The sequence below is a fragment of the uncultured Bradyrhizobium sp. genome, from assembly GCF_947648125.1.
Taxonomy (GTDB): domain Bacteria; phylum Pseudomonadota; class Alphaproteobacteria; order Rhizobiales; family Xanthobacteraceae; genus Bradyrhizobium.
Genome location: NZ_CANSMR010000036.1, coordinates 23,528 through 39,664, shown reverse-complemented (window position 1 = coordinate 39,664; position 16,137 = coordinate 23,528). Strand labels below are relative to the sequence as shown.

General features: G+C 64.2%; 16 protein-coding genes and 1 pseudogene. 12 read left to right on the top strand and 5 right to left on the bottom strand.

The window, feature by feature from the left end; all coding sequences use genetic code 11:
• Positions 1-19: 19 nt before the first annotated feature.
• From rpsE to rplQ, 9 genes and pseudogenes are all read left to right on the top strand, one after another.
• Positions 20-595 (top strand): 30S ribosomal protein S5, encoded by a 576-nt coding sequence (rpsE, locus tag Q0030_RS36010; protein WP_028349043.1) that lies wholly within the window; start codon positions 20-22, stop codon positions 593-595.
• A 39-nt stretch (positions 596-634) separates the two neighbouring features.
• Entirely contained in the window at positions 635-826 is a 192-nt protein-coding gene (rpmD, locus tag Q0030_RS36005; RefSeq protein WP_092114985.1) for a 50S ribosomal protein L30, read from the top strand.
• A 21-nt stretch (positions 827-847) separates the two neighbouring features.
• Positions 848-1,333, top strand: coding sequence for a 50S ribosomal protein L15 (gene rplO, locus Q0030_RS36000; RefSeq protein ID WP_176530648.1), 486 nt, complete (start codon positions 848-850; stop codon positions 1,331-1,333).
• A gap of 159 nt (positions 1,334-1,492) precedes the next feature.
• A complete protein-coding gene (gene secY, locus Q0030_RS35995) occupies positions 1,493-2,827 on the top strand; it encodes a preprotein translocase subunit SecY (RefSeq protein ID WP_021081647.1) in 1,335 nt (444 codons plus the stop codon).
• Between the two features lie 71 nt (positions 2,828-2,898).
• Positions 2,899-3,802: pseudogene (locus Q0030_RS35990) on the top strand (adenylate kinase).
• 191 nt (positions 3,803-3,993) lie between these two features.
• Positions 3,994-4,362: a 30S ribosomal protein S13 gene (gene rpsM / locus Q0030_RS35985; protein ID WP_050420404.1), complete on the top strand. Its 369-nt coding sequence runs from the start codon at positions 3,994-3,996 to the stop codon at positions 4,360-4,362.
• Between the two features lie 114 nt (positions 4,363-4,476).
• Entirely contained in the window at positions 4,477-4,866 is a 390-nt protein-coding gene (rpsK, locus tag Q0030_RS35980) for a 30S ribosomal protein S11 (RefSeq protein ID WP_006021048.1), read from the top strand.
• Between the two features lie 118 nt (positions 4,867-4,984).
• Positions 4,985-6,016, top strand: coding sequence for a DNA-directed RNA polymerase subunit alpha (locus tag Q0030_RS35975; protein ID WP_097675082.1), 1,032 nt, complete (start codon positions 4,985-4,987; stop codon positions 6,014-6,016).
• 123 nt (positions 6,017-6,139) lie between these two features.
• Entirely contained in the window at positions 6,140-6,556 is a 417-nt protein-coding gene (gene rplQ / locus Q0030_RS35970; RefSeq protein WP_298378421.1) for a 50S ribosomal protein L17, read from the top strand.
• Between the two features lie 155 nt (positions 6,557-6,711).
• On the opposite strand, the gene Q0030_RS35965 is transcribed toward rplQ, so the two are convergent.
• On the bottom strand, positions 6,712-8,706 hold the full coding sequence (locus tag Q0030_RS35965; RefSeq protein WP_298378419.1) for a methyl-accepting chemotaxis protein: 1,995 nt from the start codon (positions 8,704-8,706) through the stop codon (positions 6,712-6,714).
• A gap of 410 nt (positions 8,707-9,116) precedes the next feature.
• On the opposite strand from Q0030_RS35965, the gene Q0030_RS35960 reads away from it, so the two are divergent.
• Both Q0030_RS35960 and Q0030_RS35955 read left to right on the top strand, forming a co-directional pair.
• Positions 9,117-9,911 (top strand): SDR family oxidoreductase, encoded by a 795-nt coding sequence (locus tag Q0030_RS35960; RefSeq protein ID WP_298378417.1) that lies wholly within the window; start codon positions 9,117-9,119, stop codon positions 9,909-9,911.
• 9 nt (positions 9,912-9,920) lie between these two features.
• The gene (locus tag Q0030_RS35955; RefSeq protein WP_298378415.1) at positions 9,921-10,217 is read left to right on the top strand and encodes a DUF1330 domain-containing protein; all 297 of its coding nucleotides are present in this window, start codon (positions 9,921-9,923) and stop codon (positions 10,215-10,217) included.
• On the opposite strand, the gene Q0030_RS35950 is transcribed toward Q0030_RS35955, so the two are convergent.
• The 3 genes from Q0030_RS35950 to Q0030_RS35940 all read right to left on the bottom strand — a co-directional run bounded on the left by Q0030_RS35950 (position 10,214) and on the right by Q0030_RS35940 (position 13,751).
• The gene (locus Q0030_RS35950; RefSeq protein ID WP_298378412.1) at positions 10,214-11,341 is read right to left on the bottom strand and encodes a hypothetical protein; all 1,128 of its coding nucleotides are present in this window, start codon (positions 11,339-11,341) and stop codon (positions 10,214-10,216) included. The two genes, Q0030_RS35955 and Q0030_RS35950, sit on opposite strands and share 4 nt — an antisense overlap.
• 62 nt (positions 11,342-11,403) lie before the next feature.
• Positions 11,404-12,483, bottom strand: coding sequence for a phosphotransferase (locus Q0030_RS35945; RefSeq protein ID WP_298378409.1), 1,080 nt, complete (start codon positions 12,481-12,483; stop codon positions 11,404-11,406).
• A 254-nt stretch (positions 12,484-12,737) separates the two neighbouring features.
• On the bottom strand, positions 12,738-13,751 hold the full coding sequence (locus Q0030_RS35940) for a zinc-binding alcohol dehydrogenase family protein (RefSeq protein ID WP_298378406.1): 1,014 nt from the start codon (positions 13,749-13,751) through the stop codon (positions 12,738-12,740).
• 118 nt (positions 13,752-13,869) lie between these two features.
• Between Q0030_RS35940 and Q0030_RS35935 the strand changes: the two genes are divergently transcribed.
• Positions 13,870-14,250 (top strand): helix-turn-helix domain-containing protein, encoded by a 381-nt coding sequence (locus Q0030_RS35935; RefSeq protein WP_176530658.1) that lies wholly within the window; start codon positions 13,870-13,872, stop codon positions 14,248-14,250.
• 72 nt (positions 14,251-14,322) lie between these two features.
• Here the strand turns inward: Q0030_RS35935 and Q0030_RS35930 are convergent, their stop codons facing one another.
• Positions 14,323-15,921: an OprO/OprP family phosphate-selective porin gene (locus Q0030_RS35930; protein WP_298378403.1), complete on the bottom strand. Its 1,599-nt coding sequence runs from the start codon at positions 15,919-15,921 to the stop codon at positions 14,323-14,325.
• Between the last annotated feature and the right edge of the window lie 216 nt (positions 15,922-16,137).

The window sequence follows — 16,137 nt, the reverse complement described above, 5'->3', positions numbered from 1 at the left end:
CTAGAGATTGGAAAACACCATGGCAGGTGAACGCGAACGCGGCGGACGCGAACGGAGCAGGGATCGCGAGGAGCGCGACAGCGAGTTCGTCGACAAGCTCGTCCACATCAATCGCGTGGCGAAGGTCGTCAAGGGCGGCAAGCGCTTCGGCTTTGCGGCGCTGGTCGTGATCGGCGATCAGAAGGGCCGGGTCGGTTTCGGCCACGGCAAGGCGCGCGAAGTTCCGGAAGCGATCCGCAAGGCGACCGAATCGGCGAAGCGCAACCTGACGCGGGTCGCGCTTCGTGAAGGCCGCACGCTGCATCACGACATCGCCGGCCGCCACGGCGCCGGCCGCGTCTATCTGCGTGCCGCTCCGGCCGGTACCGGCATTATCGCCGGCGGCCCGATGCGCGCGGTGTTCGAGACGCTCGGCATCCAGGACGTGGTGGCGAAGTCGATCGGCTCGTCGAATCCCTACAACATGGTTCGCGCGACTTTCGACGCGCTGAAGCATCAGGATTCGCCGCGCTCGGTGGCTGCGCGCCGCAACATCAAGGTCTCCACCCTGCAGTCGCGCCGCGTCGGCGGTGACGCCGAAGTGGTGGCGGAATAACAACGCGCGCTTCTCGAAGCGCTATTCGGAGTTACTGTCATGGCCCAGGCCAGCAAGACCATCAAGGTCGAGCAGATCGGCAGCGCAATCCGCCGCCATCACTCGCAGCGTTCGACGCTGATCGGCCTCAAGCTCAACAAGATCGGCCGGGTTGCCGAGCTGCAGGATACCCCTGAAGTTCGCGGCATGATCAGCAAAGTTCAGCATCTCGTCCGCGTCGTCGGCGAGTAAGCAGAGATAAGGAGAAGGGCGATGAAGCTCAGCGATATCGCCGACAACGCCGGCTCGCGCAAGAAGCGCATGCGTGTCGGCCGTGGCATCGGTTCCGGCAAGGGCAAAACCTCGGGCCGCGGCGGCAAGGGCCAGACCGCGCGTTCGGGTGTCCGCATCAAGGGTTTCGAAGGCGGCCAGATGCCGATGCATCGCCGTCTGCCGAAGCGCGGCTTCAACAACATCTTCCGGCTCGACTTCGCCGAGATCAATCTCGACCGTCTGCAGGAAGCGATCGACAACAAGCTGGTCGATGCGAGCGCGACGGTGAACGTCGAGTCGCTGGTGAAGGCCGGCGTGCTGCGCCGCGCCAAGGACGGCCTGCGGCTGCTCGGCCGCGGCGAGATCAAGACCAAGCTGACCATCGAGGCGCACGGCGCTTCCAAGTCGGCCATTGCTGCGGTCGAGAAGGCCGGCGGCTCGGTCAAGATCCTGGCCCCCGCCAAGGACGAAGGCGAGGCGGCGTAACATCTGCGTCATTGCCCGCGGCCTGCGCGGGCAATCCGCAGATCGAATGATGGACTTATCGAGGCCGAGCACCAGATAATGTCCGGTGTCTGCCGACGGCCCCGACAGGACTAGTTTCTTGGGGGCGTCGGCGAAGCGGGCTCCGGGAGAAAGCCGAACATGGTCTCAGCAGCCGAACAACTTGCCGCAAACCTCAATTTCGGACAGCTGGCGAAAGCCGACGAGCTGAAGAAGCGCATCTGGTTCACCCTGGGTGCGCTGCTTGTTTATCGGCTCGGCACCTACATCCCGCTGCCGGGCATCGATCCCAACATCTGGGAGCAGGTGTTCCGCAGCCAGTCCGGCGGCATCCTCGGCATGTTCAACATGTTCGCCGGCGGCGGCATCCATCGCATGGCGATCTTTGCGCTGAACATCATGCCGTACATCTCGGCATCGATCATCGTCCAGCTGCTGACCACCGTGTCGCCGCAGCTCGAGGCGCTCAAGAAGGAAGGCGAGGCGGGTCGCAAGACGCTGAACCAGTACACCCGCTATCTGACGGTGATCCTGGCTTTGTTCCAGTCCTACGGTATCGCGATCGGCCTCGAAGGCGCCGGCAATGTCGTCAGCGACCCCGGCATGTTCTTCCGGATCTCGACCGCGATTACGCTGACCGGCGGCACCATGTTCCTGATGTGGCTCGGCGAGCAGATCACCTCGCGCGGCATCGGCAACGGTATCTCGCTAATCATCCTGTCCGGCATCGTCGCCGAGCTGCCGTCGGCGCTCGCCAACATGCTGGAACTCGGCCGCCAGGGCGCGATGTCGACCGGCCTGATCCTGATCGTCATCGTGATGGCGGTCGCCGTGATCGCCTTCATCGTGTTCATGGAACGCGCGCAGCGCCGGCTGCTGATCCAGTATCCGAAGCGTCAGGTCGGCAACAAGATGTTCGAGGGCCAGTCCTCGCATCTGCCGCTCAAGCTCAACACCTCGGGCGTGATTCCGCCGATCTTCGCCTCGTCGCTGCTGCTGCTGCCGACCACGGTTGCGAACTTCAACGCCGGCAAGGGGCCGGAGTGGTTCCAGTGGCTCACCACCCAGCTCAGCCACGGCCGTCCGCTGTTCCTGCTGATGTATCTCGCGCTGATCGTGTTCTTCGCCTTCTTCTACACCGCGATCGTGTTCAACCCGACCGAGACCGCGGACAATCTGAAGAAGCATGGCGGCTTCATTCCGGGCATCCGGCCCGGTGAGCGCACAGCCGAATACATCGACTACGTGCTGTCGCGCATCACGGTGCTTGGTGCGATCTATCTCGCGATCGTCTGCCTGATTCCTGAAATTCTGATTTCCTACGCCTCGGTCCCGTTCTACTTTGGCGGCACTTCGCTCCTGATCGTCGTCAGCGTGACGATGGATACGGTGTCGCAGGTGCAGGGCTATCTGCTCGCTCATCAGTATGAGGGGCTGATCAGGAAGTCGAAGCTCAGGGGAGGCCGCCGCCGCTGATCGCGGCGCGGCTTCAAACTCAAAACACAGGTGTGCGGACGTCGCCCACCTAGCCGGGGGGCGAAACAGATATGAGATTGATCCTTTTGGGGCCGCCGGGCTCGGGCAAGGGAACCCAGGCGCAGCGGCTGGTGCACCGGCATGGCATCGTTCAGCTCTCGACCGGCGAGATGCTGCGCGCAGCCGCTGCCGCGGGCACGCCGGTCGGCTTGCAGGCCAAGGAGATCATGGCCAATGGCGGCCTGGTTCCCGACGAGGTCGTGGTTGGAATCATCGCCGACCGAATCGAGGAGCCCGATGCCAAGAAGGGCTTCATTCTCGACGGCTTCCCGCGCACCGTGCCGCAGGCGGAGGCCCTGGACGAGCTGCTCCGGAAAAAGCACCTCAAGCTCGACGCCGTTGTTGAGCTCCGCGTCAACGAAAGCGCGCTGCTCGCTCGCGTCGAGAAGCGTGCCGAAGAAACCCGCGCGCGCGGCGAGGAAGTCCGCCTCGACGATACGCCGGAAGTGCTGACCAAGCGCCTGGCGCAATACCGCTCGCTGACGGAACCGCTGATTCACTATTATTCGGAGCGGCGGAAGCTTCTGACGGTCGATGGCATGATGACCATCGAGCACGTCACCCGCGAGATCAACCGGATCCTGACCGCGCTCGGCGCGCTGGAGCCGAAGGAGCACGAGGAGCCCGAGAGCGCCTCGAAGGCCTCCAGGACCGCCAAGAAGACCGCGAAGAGGACGACCAGGAAGGCCGCCGAATCGGCCAGTTTGGCCGCCAAACCGGCCCGGAAGGCCGCCAAGGGAGCCTCAAAGCCGGCCTCCAAGGTCAAAGCTGCCAAGAAGGCTGCCAAGAAAACCGCAAAGCAGCCGGCCAGGAAGACCGTGAAGAAGGCCGCAAGGCGGGCCGCCCGCGCCGCGAATGCCCGGAAGGGGGCAAAAGGCAGCAAAAAAGCTCACGAAAAAGCGAGCTAAACGCTAGGAGCGGTTGACGAAACCGACATGAATCCTTTAATAAGCCCCGCATCCAAGTTGGATAGTTTTATGACGATGCCGGGCCCCGAAGGACATGAGGGGAAGGGCGTCGTGTTCGCGTTTGTGGACACAAGCCCGCAGAGAGCAAGAACTTGAGAAGCCCGTATCCGTGATGGAGCGGCGACAGGAGAGAAGTCCGTGGCCCGTATTGCCGGCGTCAACATTCCTACCAACAAGCGCGTGCTGATCGCGCTTCAGTACATCCATGGTATTGGCCAGAAGAACGCGGCCGACATCATCGAGAAGGTCAAGATCCCGGTGGACCGTCGCGTCAACCAGTTGACCGACCAGGAGGTCCTGCAGATCCGCGAAGTCATCGACCGCGACTATCTGGTCGAGGGCGATCTCCGTCGTGAGGTCGGCATCAACATCAAGCGGCTGATGGACCTCGGCTGCTATCGCGGCCTGCGTCATCGCCGTGGTCTGCCGGTGCGCGGCCAGCGCACCCACACCAATGCGCGCACGCGCAAGGGTCCGGCCAAGGCGATCGCCGGCAAGAAGAAGTAAGTTTTGCGAATTGCAGGTGGGGAGTAGCGAATCGAAATTCGCTACTCGCCATTTGCGTTTTGAGGTGTAGCCGCTGGCACTACGGCGGCGTTGAGATCACAGGAAAGGTTTGAAATGGGCAAGGAAGCCACCCGCGTACGTCGCCGCGAACGCAAGAACATCGCCTCCGGCATCGCGCACGTGAATTCGTCGTTCAACAACACGACCATCACCATCACCGACGCGCAGGGCAACACGATTGCCTGGTCGTCGGCTGGCACGATGGGCTTCAAGGGCTCGCGCAAGTCGACCCCCTATGCCGCGCAGGTCGCGGCCGAAGACGTCTCCAAGAAGGCGCAGGAACACGGCATGCGCACGCTGGAGGTTGAAGTGGCCGGCCCCGGTTCGGGCCGTGAGTCGGCGCTCCGTGCGCTGCAGGCTGCGGGCTTCACCGTCACCTCGATCCGCGACGTGACCACGATCCCGCACAATGGTTGCCGTCCGCGCAAGCGTCGGCGCGTTTGATCTGTAAATCGCGGGTGGCTGCTAGCCGCCCTGCGATCGTTTTTGGAATTGACCGCGCGGACTGTTCCGCGATCTCCAACGCCAGGTTCGGCCATTCGACGGGCCCAACGACTGGCACATGGGTGAACAAGTGACGATCCAGAAAAATTGGCAAGAACTTATTCGACCGAACAAGCTGCAGGTGACGCCGGGCTCGGACGCGAGCCGGTTCGCCACCGTGGTCGCCGAGCCGCTCGAGCGCGGCTTCGGCCAGACGCTCGGCAACGCGCTGCGCCGCATCCTGCTGTCCTCGCTGCAGGGCGCGGCGGTGCAGTCGGTGCATATCGACGGCGTGCTGCACGAGTTCTCCTCGATCGCCGGTGTCCGTGAAGACGTCACCGACATGGTCCTCAACATCAAGGACATCTCGATCAAGATGCAGGGCGAAGGCCCGAAGCGCATGGTCGTGAAGAAGCAGGGCCCGGGCGCCGTCACCGCCGGCGACATCCAGACTGTCGGCGACGTCACCGTGCTCAACCCCGACCTGCAGCTCTGCACGCTGGACGATGGCGCCGAGATCCGCATGGAATTCACGGTCACGACCGGCAAGGGCTATGTCGCCGCCGAGCGCAACCGGCCTGAGGATGCGCCGATCGGCCTGATCCCGGTCGACAGCCTGTTCTCGCCGGTCCGCAAGGTCTCCTACAAGGTCGAGAACACCCGTGAGGGCCAGATCCTCGACTACGACAAGCTGACCATGACGATCGAGACCAACGGCGCGATCACGCCGGAGGATGCGGTGGCCTATGCCGCGCGCATCCTGCAGGATCAGCTCAACGTGTTCGTCAACTTCGAAGAGCCGCGCAAGGAAGTCACGCAGGAGATCATCCCCGATCTCGCGTTCAACCCGGCGTTCCTCAAGAAGGTCGACGAGCTCGAGCTGTCGGTGCGTTCGGCAAACTGCCTGAAGAACGACAACATCGTCTACATCGGCGACCTCGTGCAGAAGTCGGAAGCGGAAATGCTCCGCACCCCGAACTTCGGCCGCAAGTCGTTGAACGAGATCAAGGAAGTGCTGGCCCAGATGGGTCTGCACCTCGGCATGGAAGTGCCGGGCTGGCCGCCGGAGAACATCGACGAGCTCGCCAAGCGCTTCGAGGATCACTACTGATCCGAATTCACCGTCGTGGCCAGAGAATCTCCGGCCACGATTTTTTAATGGGCGAACGCAGGATGCCCACCTGCAAAACTTGTCGCTGAACCACCGCGGCAGAATTGAAGAAGGAAGAAGTCAATGCGTCACGGCAAGGTTCATCGGAAGCTCAACCGCACCGCCGAGCACCGGCGTGCGATGTTCGCCAACATGGCGGCCGCGCTGATCAAGCACGAGCAGATCGTCACCACGCTGCCGAAGGCCAAGGAGCTGCGGCCGATCGTCGAGAAGCTCGTCACCCTCGGCAAGAAGGGCGGGCTCGCCCTGCGCCGCCAGGCGATCTCGGAGCTGCGCGACCTCGACCAGGTCAAGAAGCTGTTCGACACGCTGGCGACCCGCTACAAGGACCGCCAGGGCGGCTACACCCGCATCATCAAGGCCGGCTTCCGCTACGGCGACAACGCGGCGATGGCCGTGATCGAGTTCGTCGACCGCGACGTCGACGCCAAGGGCCAGGACTCCGGTCCGGCCCAGGACAAGGAAGCCGAGGCGGCGTAAGCCGTCCTTGAGCCAGGTTTCTGCAACGGCGCCTTCGGGCGCCGTTTTGTTTGTCGCGCTAGAGCCCGGTTCCGATTGAATCGGAACGGGGCTCTAGATTCTGGTTTGACGCGTTTTCTTCACGCGAACCGGTATCCACTTCGCTCGAAAACGCGCTAGCCCGCGCGAATGGTGGCGATGAAATTGTCGAGCTCCTGCTTCAGGCGGCTGTTGCCGTCCGACAGCAGTCGCGACGAGCTGAGCACCTGGGACGAGGCGCCGCCGGTCCTGGAGGCGCCGCTGGCCACCTGTCCGATGCTGACGGCCACCTGCGAGGTTCGCTCCGAGGCGATCTGAACGTTTTCCGCGATGCTCCGCGTCGTGCTGCCTTGCGCATCGACGGCAACAGCGACGTCGGAGGCGATCTGCGAGATGCGCTGGATGATACCGGCGATATCGCTGATTGCGCCGGCGGACTCCCGCGTGGCGGCCTGAATATCCGCGATCTGGGCGCGAATGTCCTCGGTGGCCTCCGCCGTCTGCCTGGCGAGCGTCTTGACCTCCTGTGCGACCACGGCGAAGCCCGAGCCCGCCTTGCCGGCCCGTGCGGCCTCGATCGTCGCGTTGAGCGCGAGCAGGTTGGTCTGCCGCGCGATGGTTGCGATCAGCTGCACCACGTTGCCGATGCGGTCGGCGGCGGAGGCGAGCTGCGCCATCCGCTCGTCGGTCTGCTGCGCCTGTGCGACGGCGTCGCTGGCGATCTCAGCCGATTCTCCAACCCGGCGTCCGATCTCGGAAGCCGATGCGATCATCTGTTCGGTCGCTGCCGCAACCCGCCGGACATTGTCCGAGGCCTCCTCGGAGGCGGCCGCGACATTGGCGGACAGTTCCTGCGTGTGATGGGCGGTGTTGCTCAGATCGCGGGCGGAAGCCGCGAGCTCTTCGGACGCCGCCGACACTGTCGCGATGACGTTGCCGGCGCTGGCCTCGAATGCCGCGGCGAGCCGCGCGAGTTCGGCTTTATGCCGATCGGCCGCGCGACGGTCTTCCTCGAGCCGGGCATCGAGCTCGGAGCGCGCCTTGTCCTGCGCCCTGGTCTTGAAGCCTTCCACCGCCCGCGCCATGCCGCCGATCTCGTCGGTGCGCTCGAGGCCGGGCAGGACGACGTCAAATTGTCCTTCGGCCAGCTGCCGCATCGCCGCGCTCATCCGGCTGATCAGACCCGCGACGCGCCGGGCGAACAAGATGGCAAACAGCGTCAGGGTGAATGCGACGATTCCGATCAGCCAGCCGAACGTCCGCCTGAACGCATCGGCCTTGCGCTGTGCGAGTTCGGCGCGGACATTGGCGGCGTCCGCGACCTTGACCAGCGCCGGCCGGGTACGGTCGAAAATCTGCGACAGATCGTCGAGCTGATCGTCGAGCGTTTGGCGCGAAACCAGGAAGCCGGCGAAGGCCAGCTTGTAGGCACGGGCGAGACCGAGCAGTTCGGTCTTCACATCTGCGGGGAGCGCGGTCGCCGCCAGCGCGGTTTCGAACTCGGATTCCTTGTCATTGAGCTGGTCGCCAAACCGTTCTTCGCCGCTCAGCGCAAAGTCCTTTTCGAGACGGCGCATCGTCAGCAGGAGGACGGTCAGGTGCGGCTGATCGACCTGTTGGACCCTGGTTTCGAACTGCTGGACCGCGCTGCGTAACTTGCCCTGCAAGCCGTCATTCGGATTCAAGCCGAGGATACGCTGGGCGCCCACGATATTCTGGAAGCGCGTCGAATAAAGGTTGATTCCACTCCGCAGCGAGGCGACCTGGCGGATGGGATCGCCTTCCGGCGTGGTCACAGCGAAAGCTTCGAGCTTGTCGAGCAGGGCGATCTCGTCCGCAACGCGGCCGGACAGCTTCTTCGCCAGTCCTTCATCGCGCGACTTCAGGAAGCGGGTCGCAATTTGCTGCGTTTCCAGGAAGCCATCGGAAAGCTCGGACAGCTGCGCCCTGAAGCGCATGCTGTCGTTCGCCTCGCGCTGAACATCTGCTGCGTAGTTGAGGCCGCCGAGGCAGGTGACGCTGATGATCGCGACGCCGCCAATCCCGAGCATCGCGATCTGGTTTTTGAGGCTGGGCCGAAATCGTTTCAGGATAAACGCGGCGAACGGCTTCATCCTGGACATAGCGAACATCTGATGCATTCCTGTCAGTCGCATGGCTCCGAACGTCATTATCGATGAGACGCGTCCGGTTGCCCAAACAACAGCCCGAGCTCGCTCCGGCCATTTGCGGCGACGCTTAGCGGCGGTGAATTGACAATGTGTGAAAGCAATCAGCGTGCGCACGATGTTTCATATGAAGATTGGATGAAGCCCGGCGAGACGGTGCATCAACCATGATTACTCGTGGCAATTTGACTCGCGACGAAGGGTGCGCACCGTGCTTCAGGCGTCATTCGTGCGACATGGTTATCTTCGGCTGCCGGCGGTGCTGAGATGCCGGTGTGCGTTGCCGCGAATTTGCGCATGCGCTTGGCTGAACCCCGGTTGTATCGGCCGACGAGCATCCAAATATGTCGGGTACGACTGACAGGAGAGCTCTCATGAAAATCGACCTTTCGGGAAAGACTGCGCTGGTGACCGGCTCGACCGCGGGCATCGGCAACGCCATTGCAAAGGGTCTGGCTGAAACCGGCGCCGAGGTCGTGGTCAACGGCCGCAGCCAGGCCAAGGTCGACGCAGCCGTTGCCGCACTCGAGAAGGTGGTGCCGGGCGCCAAGGTCCGCGGCATTGCCGCCGACGTCTCGACATCGGCCGGCTGCAAGGCGTTGCTGGCGGCGCTGCCGGAGGTCGACATCCTCGTCAACAATGCTGGCATCTTCGAGCCGAAGCCCTTCTTCGACATTCCGGACGAGGACTGGAGCCGTTTCTTCGAGGTCAATGTGATGTCGGGCGTGCGGCTGTCGCGCGGCTACATGCAGGGCATGCTGAAGCGCAACTGGGGCCGCATCGTCTTCATCTCCTCGGAATCCGGTCTCAACATCCCGACCGAGATGATCCACTACGGCACGACCAAGACCGCGCAGCTTGCGATCGCGCGCGGGCTTGCGGAGCTGACCAAGGGCACCGCCGTGACCGTCAACTCCGTGCTGCCCGGGCCGACGATGTCCGAGGGTGTCGAGACCTTCGTCAAGGATCTTGCCAAGCAGAACGGCCAGTCGGTCGAGGAGGCGGCCTCTAACTTCGTCAAGCAGCACCGGCCGACCTCGCTGTTGCAACGCTTTGCCAGCACCGAGGAGATCGCCAACCTCGTCGTCTATGTCTGCTCGAAGCAGGCCTCCGCGACCAACGGTGCCGCGTTGCGCGCCGAGGGCGGCATCGTCAATACCATTGCCTGAGGTGCGGCCATGTCTGCCTACGTGATTTCCGAGGTCGACGTGAAGGATGCCGCGGGCTTCGAGGCCTATCGCACGATCGCCGCCAACGCGATCGCGCAATATGGCGGGCGCTATCTCGTGCGCGGCGGTGCTGCGGAGGCGGTCGAAGGCGGGCCGCCGCCGAAGAACATCATCGTCGTCGAATTCCCGTCGATGACGCGGCTGCGCGAGTGGTACGCGTCACCGGAATATGCCGCGGCGCTCAAGCATCGGCGGACCGCGCTGGAGCGCCGGCTGATCTTCGTCGAAGGCGTGCCGCCGAGCTAGGCTTTGGCGCCGTCGAGAAACTCGCTGAAGCCGGCCGGGCGGTAGGGGCCGAAGCATATCTGCTCCAGCACGCCAATTCCCGTCCGGTCGCCCTGGCGGGCGCGCACCACCTGTTGCACGTGCATGTTCTCGCGGGCCAGCGGATCGATCGTGGCAGGATCGAACGACTCGCCGCCGATCTCGAGCTCGCCCTTCCACATGCCCTGGCCCCATTGCGGATGCCCGTAGCCGAGGCCCTTCATCTGGAATTTGAGGATCGGGTCGAGCGCGATGGTCGAGGTATGACCGTCGATGTCGATCAGGTCGATTTCGGCGGACTGCGCCAGCCGCGTGTTCGGCACGTATTTGACACGGTGCCGCGCCGTCGCCATGCGGCGGTCGAGCCCGTCGACGACGCCGGGGATCTCGGCCTCGCTTCGGTAGAGCGGCGCGGTGATGCCTTCGCGGACCAGCGCCTCGCCGTGCGTGCCGTCGAAGAAGATGGCGTGCGAGATGTGGTCGTCCCAGACCAGCGGGGCCCAAAGGAAGAACACGCTGGGCGGCGGCATCGGCGCGCCGCCGACGTCGCGTTCGCCGACATTGCGAACGCCCCAGGAGCGATCCTTGGTGCCGTAGCACGTGCGATCGTCGACCTTGATCTCGCCATCGGGGTGGCGCACGACGCCGCTCCAGCGACCGAACTGGTCGAACCGGGTCGAATCCATCGCGCGGCGGTCGCCCGACCAAAGCGTCTGCCGAGCTTCCTGGATCGCGGCGGTGCGCGCGGAGAAGGTCAGGTCGCAGGAAAGGCCCGTCGCATTGTCGTCGAGCACGACGCGGGTCCGCAGCATCGGCTCGATGACCTCGAGCCTGAAGGGGCCGACCTGCATCTCGGTACGCTCGAGGGGCGCCCGCCGCGAACCGTAGAAGCAGTGCTGTCGTCCGCCGCGCTCCACGACGCTGAAGGCGCAATCGAGGATCTTGCGGTGCGGGTAGATCGCGATGCCGATGCCGAAATAATACGCGCCGTCAGCGGTGTAGCCATTGAACCAGGTCCGGTCATAGACATTGCGGTCGCTGGTCGAGGGAACCGCGATCGGCTCCGGCGTCTGGTGGATGGGGAAGTCGTCCAGTTTGTTGAGCACGCCGATCCCTTTCGCTGTCTTGACGCGTTGTTTTCACGCGAACGATATCTCTCGAAAGCGCTTCAGTCCTGCCAGTATGAAAAACTGTCGTGGTCCAGCGCTTGCGCGCAGGCGCCACGGGTCATTTTCAGGAACAGCGCGTCACCGCGCTCGGAGCGCTGGACGCTGAGCGCCGAGACGACGCCCATCATGATGCCATGCAACGTGTAGCGCCGGTAATCCCGCCAGCAATCATCCCAGCCATAGTCCCGCACGCCGCGCCGGATCAGCTCCGAATGATAGAACCGCACCAGATCGGCTTCATGCAGCCGCCGTTCGGACGGGTCGATGCCGGCCGACAGGAAATAGGCGACGTCGACGATGCCCGGTCCCACCGTCAGCGTCTGCCAGTCCAGCGTGGCCATCGGACGGGTGTTATCGCGGACGTCGAACAGCATGTTGTCGAGCCGGAAGTCTGCATGCTGCAGCGTTCGCGGCGTCGATCGATCGGACTGGTAGCGCGGGATCGCGTCCGGAAGCCGGTCGATCAGATCAAGGAATTCCGGCTCGATCACGCCGTGATACCGCTCCTTGTAGTGACCGATGATGGCTGGCAGCACCGCGCGAAGGTCTCGGCGCCGGCTCGCGGCAACCACGAAGCATTGCACCGCATCGAGTGTCGGATCGTTCCATCGCGGCGCATGCAGCGCGGCGGCCTCACGCATCGCCGTCAGGCTGTCGGCGATCGAGCATCCGGCGAGCTGGTCGCCCGGGCGTGCGGGCGCCAGGTCTTCCAGGATCAGTGTGAAGTCGTCGGTCGCCGGATCGATTTCGGCGAGGATCGGCCGCGGGGTGTAAATGTCGACCGTGGCCGCCAGCTCGCGATAGAACGCGACCTCGCGGACATAAAGCGTGTGCGCGGAACCGGAGCGGCGGCTGTCGGGATCCGCGGCCGGGAATTTGCCGACGACGCTCGAGGGCGCGTTCGGCTCATCGCCGTCATAGGTCAGATGAAATCGATAGCTGTCGCCGACGAGGCCGTTGCCGACCGCCTTGCAGACGAGCTCGACGACCCTGGCCTGGTCGATCACACCGGCTTCGCGCAGCGCCCGCGTCATCCACTCCGGATCGATCCGCGACGGATCGGCCGTGAGCAAACTCATCGGTTTCCTCCCATCCCCTTGTATTCCCTTGGGGCGTCACCACCGTTCCGGCCGCCTTTCGCGGCGGCCGGATTAAGGACGGGGTGATCGTTGCGGAAATCATACAGGCCATGTCATGGCTTTGGCAAAAGCCATACGCCGGTCCGTGGGGATATCTCGCGAGGTGGTAGGCGGGTTAGCGTCAGCGTAACCCGCCGTTCGCAGAGCGAAATGATGGTGGGTTACGCTGCGCTAACCCACCCTACGCAGCGGGGCTACCAGCCCTCCAGCACGATCTTGCCGCGCGACTTGCCGCTTTCCAGCAGCGCATGAGCGCGCTTGAGGTTGGCGGCGTTGATGGTGCCGAAAGTCTGGTCGAGCGTGGTGCGCAGCACGCCCTTGTCGATCAGGTCGGCAACGTCGTTGAGCAGGTGATGCTGCGCGATCATGTCGGGTGTCTGGAACGAGGAGCGCGTGAACATCGATTCCCAGTGCACCGACACCGCCTTGCCCTTGAATGCGGCGACGTTGAATTCGGCGGGATCGTCGATCAGGCCGAACTTACCCTGCGGCGCGATGAAGTCGGCGATCGACTTGTAGTGCTGGTCGGTGAAGGTGAGGCTGGCGACGAGGCCGACCGGTGGCAGCCTCAAGCTCTCGACCTGCTCCTTCATCGGCTGCGAGTGGTCGATCACCGCATGCGCACCGAGATCGCGGCACCACTTCTGAGACTCCGGCCGCGTCGCGGTCGCAACCACGGTCAGCCCGGTGAGGCGGCGCGCGAGCTGGATCAGGATCGAGCCGACGCCGCCGGCGCCGCCGGTGATCAGCAGCGTACGCGGATCGAGGCTCTTGCCCGGCACCGCGCCGAGGCGGTCGAACAGCAGCTCCCACGCGGTGATCGAGGTCAGGGGCAGGGCAGCGGCCTGCGCGAAGGACAGCGAGGTGGGCTTGTTGCCGACGATGCGCTCGTCGACCAGATGAAATTCCGAATTGGTGCCCTGGCGCTGGATCGAACCCGCGTAGAACACCTCATCGCCGGGCTTGAAGAGCGAGACGTCGGGCCCGACTGCGTCGACCACGCCGGCCGCATCGAAGCCGAGGATCTTGTAGCTGCCGTCGGCCGGCGCCGCGCGCTTGCGCACCTTGTAGTCGACCGGGTTGGCCGAGATCGCCTTCACCGCGACGCGGATGTCGCGCCCCTTCGGTTCGGGCTTGGCGATCTCGAAATCGACGAGCGAATCCGCCGCCTCGATCGGCAGCGATTTTTGGTATCCGACGGCCTTCATGCCTGGTCTCCATGGTGGGCGGTTGCCTGTCGTGTTACCTGTCGTGCTGGCGTCCTTTTGGCAAGTACTGTAAATTCAGGGAACTAGTCCCTGTTTGTATACTATTGGGAAATATTAGATGAAACGGAAGAATTTTGCGCGCCGGCCGGGCTGCGCGGTCGAGGCCGCGCTCGACCTGATCGACGGCAAATGGAAGGGCGTGATCTTGTATCACCTGCAGGCCGGCACCCAGCGCTTCGGCGAGTTGCGGCGGCGGATGCCCGGCATCACCCAGCGCATGCTGACCAAGCAGCTGCGGGCGCTGGAGGACGACGGCCTCGTGACCCGCAAGGTCTACGCCGAGGTGCCGCCGCGGGTCGAATACACGCTCTCCGAACTCGGCGAGAGCCTGCGTCCGGTGATCGATATTTTGAAAGCCTGGGGCGAGGGCCATCAGGAGCGACTGTCCTGCGCGCCGGCGCCGGAAGTCGTCGTGAAGAAGTCGAAACGCGCGGCCTGACAATTCGCTACTAGAAAAGCCGGGAGCGGTGTGTCGCTCCCGGCCATTGTTATCGACGACAATCAGATCGCCTCAGAACGCAACCTGCGTGCGCAGCGCGACCGCGTCGAACTTCGAGCCGGCATCCGCAGGCGAGGTCGCCGAGGCCTGCTTGGTGACGTCGCCGTGCAGGTAGTTCAGCATGAAGCGGACGTTGTTGTTGACGTACCAGTTCAGCGCGGCGGTGTAGACGGTCTGCCGTCCGCCGGCAACGCCGACGGCCTGGCCGACCTGGTCGTTGAGGTTCATCGTGCTGACGCGGCCGGCGATTTCCCAGGCGCCGATGCCGCCGCCGGCCAGCGAGAATGGATCGTGCGGCTTGATGCCGCCGTAGGAGGCCGTTGCCGGATTGTAGGCGTGGTTCTCGCCGGTCAGCACGTAGCCGACCTGCGCGTAGCCGCCGTCGAATTTCAGGCTCGGCGCGCCGAACGGCGGCAGCCCGGTATTCGCGGAGCGGTCGACATTGAACCAATAGTACTCGCCTTGTGCGATGAACGAGCCATAGGTCGCGGCCGCTTCGACGCCGTAGACCTGCGCGCCCGAGACGTTGGCGATCGCACCGGTCGAGATCAGCGTCGTCGGGTCGATGCGCAGCTCGGGCCGGTCGTTCAGCGTGAGCGTCTGCGCCTGTGTCAGCTGGCTGCGCGGCGGTTGGACCAGCCATTCCGCATCGGCGCCGATATGCACCGAGTAGTCCTTGCCGCTGATCGGATTGCCGGCGACGCGGATGACGCCGCCATACTGCTCGGAGGTGCCGGCCGGTGTGACTGAGGATGCGGAGTGAATTGCGCCCGTCGTCGGTCCGGTGACATAGCCGCCGATCCAGAGCTGGTCGTTCCACCAGCGGGTGCCGGCGCCCGAACGGAAGTCACCGGCCGCGATGTTCTGTGCGATGATGCCGACCGAGGCGCGCTCCATGAACAGGATGTCGTTGGAGCTGGTGGCTTCGTCCATCGTCCACGGGATGTCCATGATGCCGCCTTCGATGGCCATCTTGCCGCCGAACGGCCTGAAGCCGGTGTAGCTCAGATAGGCGTTCTCGACACCGGAGGTGCCGCCGCCGGGTAGCGATCCTGCGGCCGTGCCGCCGAAGCCGTCGGCCGAGCCGCCGAAGTCGTAGATCAGCGCGTAATTCCAGTCGCCGAAGAACTTGCCGACGATGCCGATGCGCGCGCGGCGGAGGTTCTCGCCGCTGTCGAGCTTCTGCGGCGAGGTGGCTGCGGTGTTCGGACGATAGTCGTAGCCGCCGACATCCCAGTGCACGCGGCTCGTGATCGCGACGCAGTTCTGTTCATCCGCAGTGCAGATCGTCGGCCGGTTGTTCGGCATGGTCACCACGACGCCCGACGGCGCGACCGGGCCCTTGACCGGGATCGCGGCGTTGGCGCTTGCGACGCGCGCGGCCTTCGCATCCGCCGCCTTCGCGTTGGCGTTTGCGCTGGCTGCGGTCGCGGTATTGGCATTGGTCTGCTTCTGCAGCTTGTCGAGTTTCTGCTCGAGCATCTTCAGCTGCTGCTTCAGCAGCGCGATCTCCGCGTCGCTGCCACCTCCGGCCGATTGCGAATAGGCCGGCGAGGCAGCGAGCGCCCCTGCAAGCCCGATGGCGATTGCACCAACTTTTGTCGCACCCATTGTGCACCCCTGTTGTGTTTGAAGTCCCCACTCACTCACCAAATCGTCCTAGGAGTTGATCGTGACTGACGCACGACAGCCCTTCCAGGCATCGCAGTTCCGCTTGTTGTCCGCGGGCAACAAGCGGAGCGGCGCAGTGAGATGACAGTCATCATAGAAGCTTGGCGGCGCGCTTCAACGCGGCTGCCGGCGGTTTTGCACCGGTCAAGCGGGGCC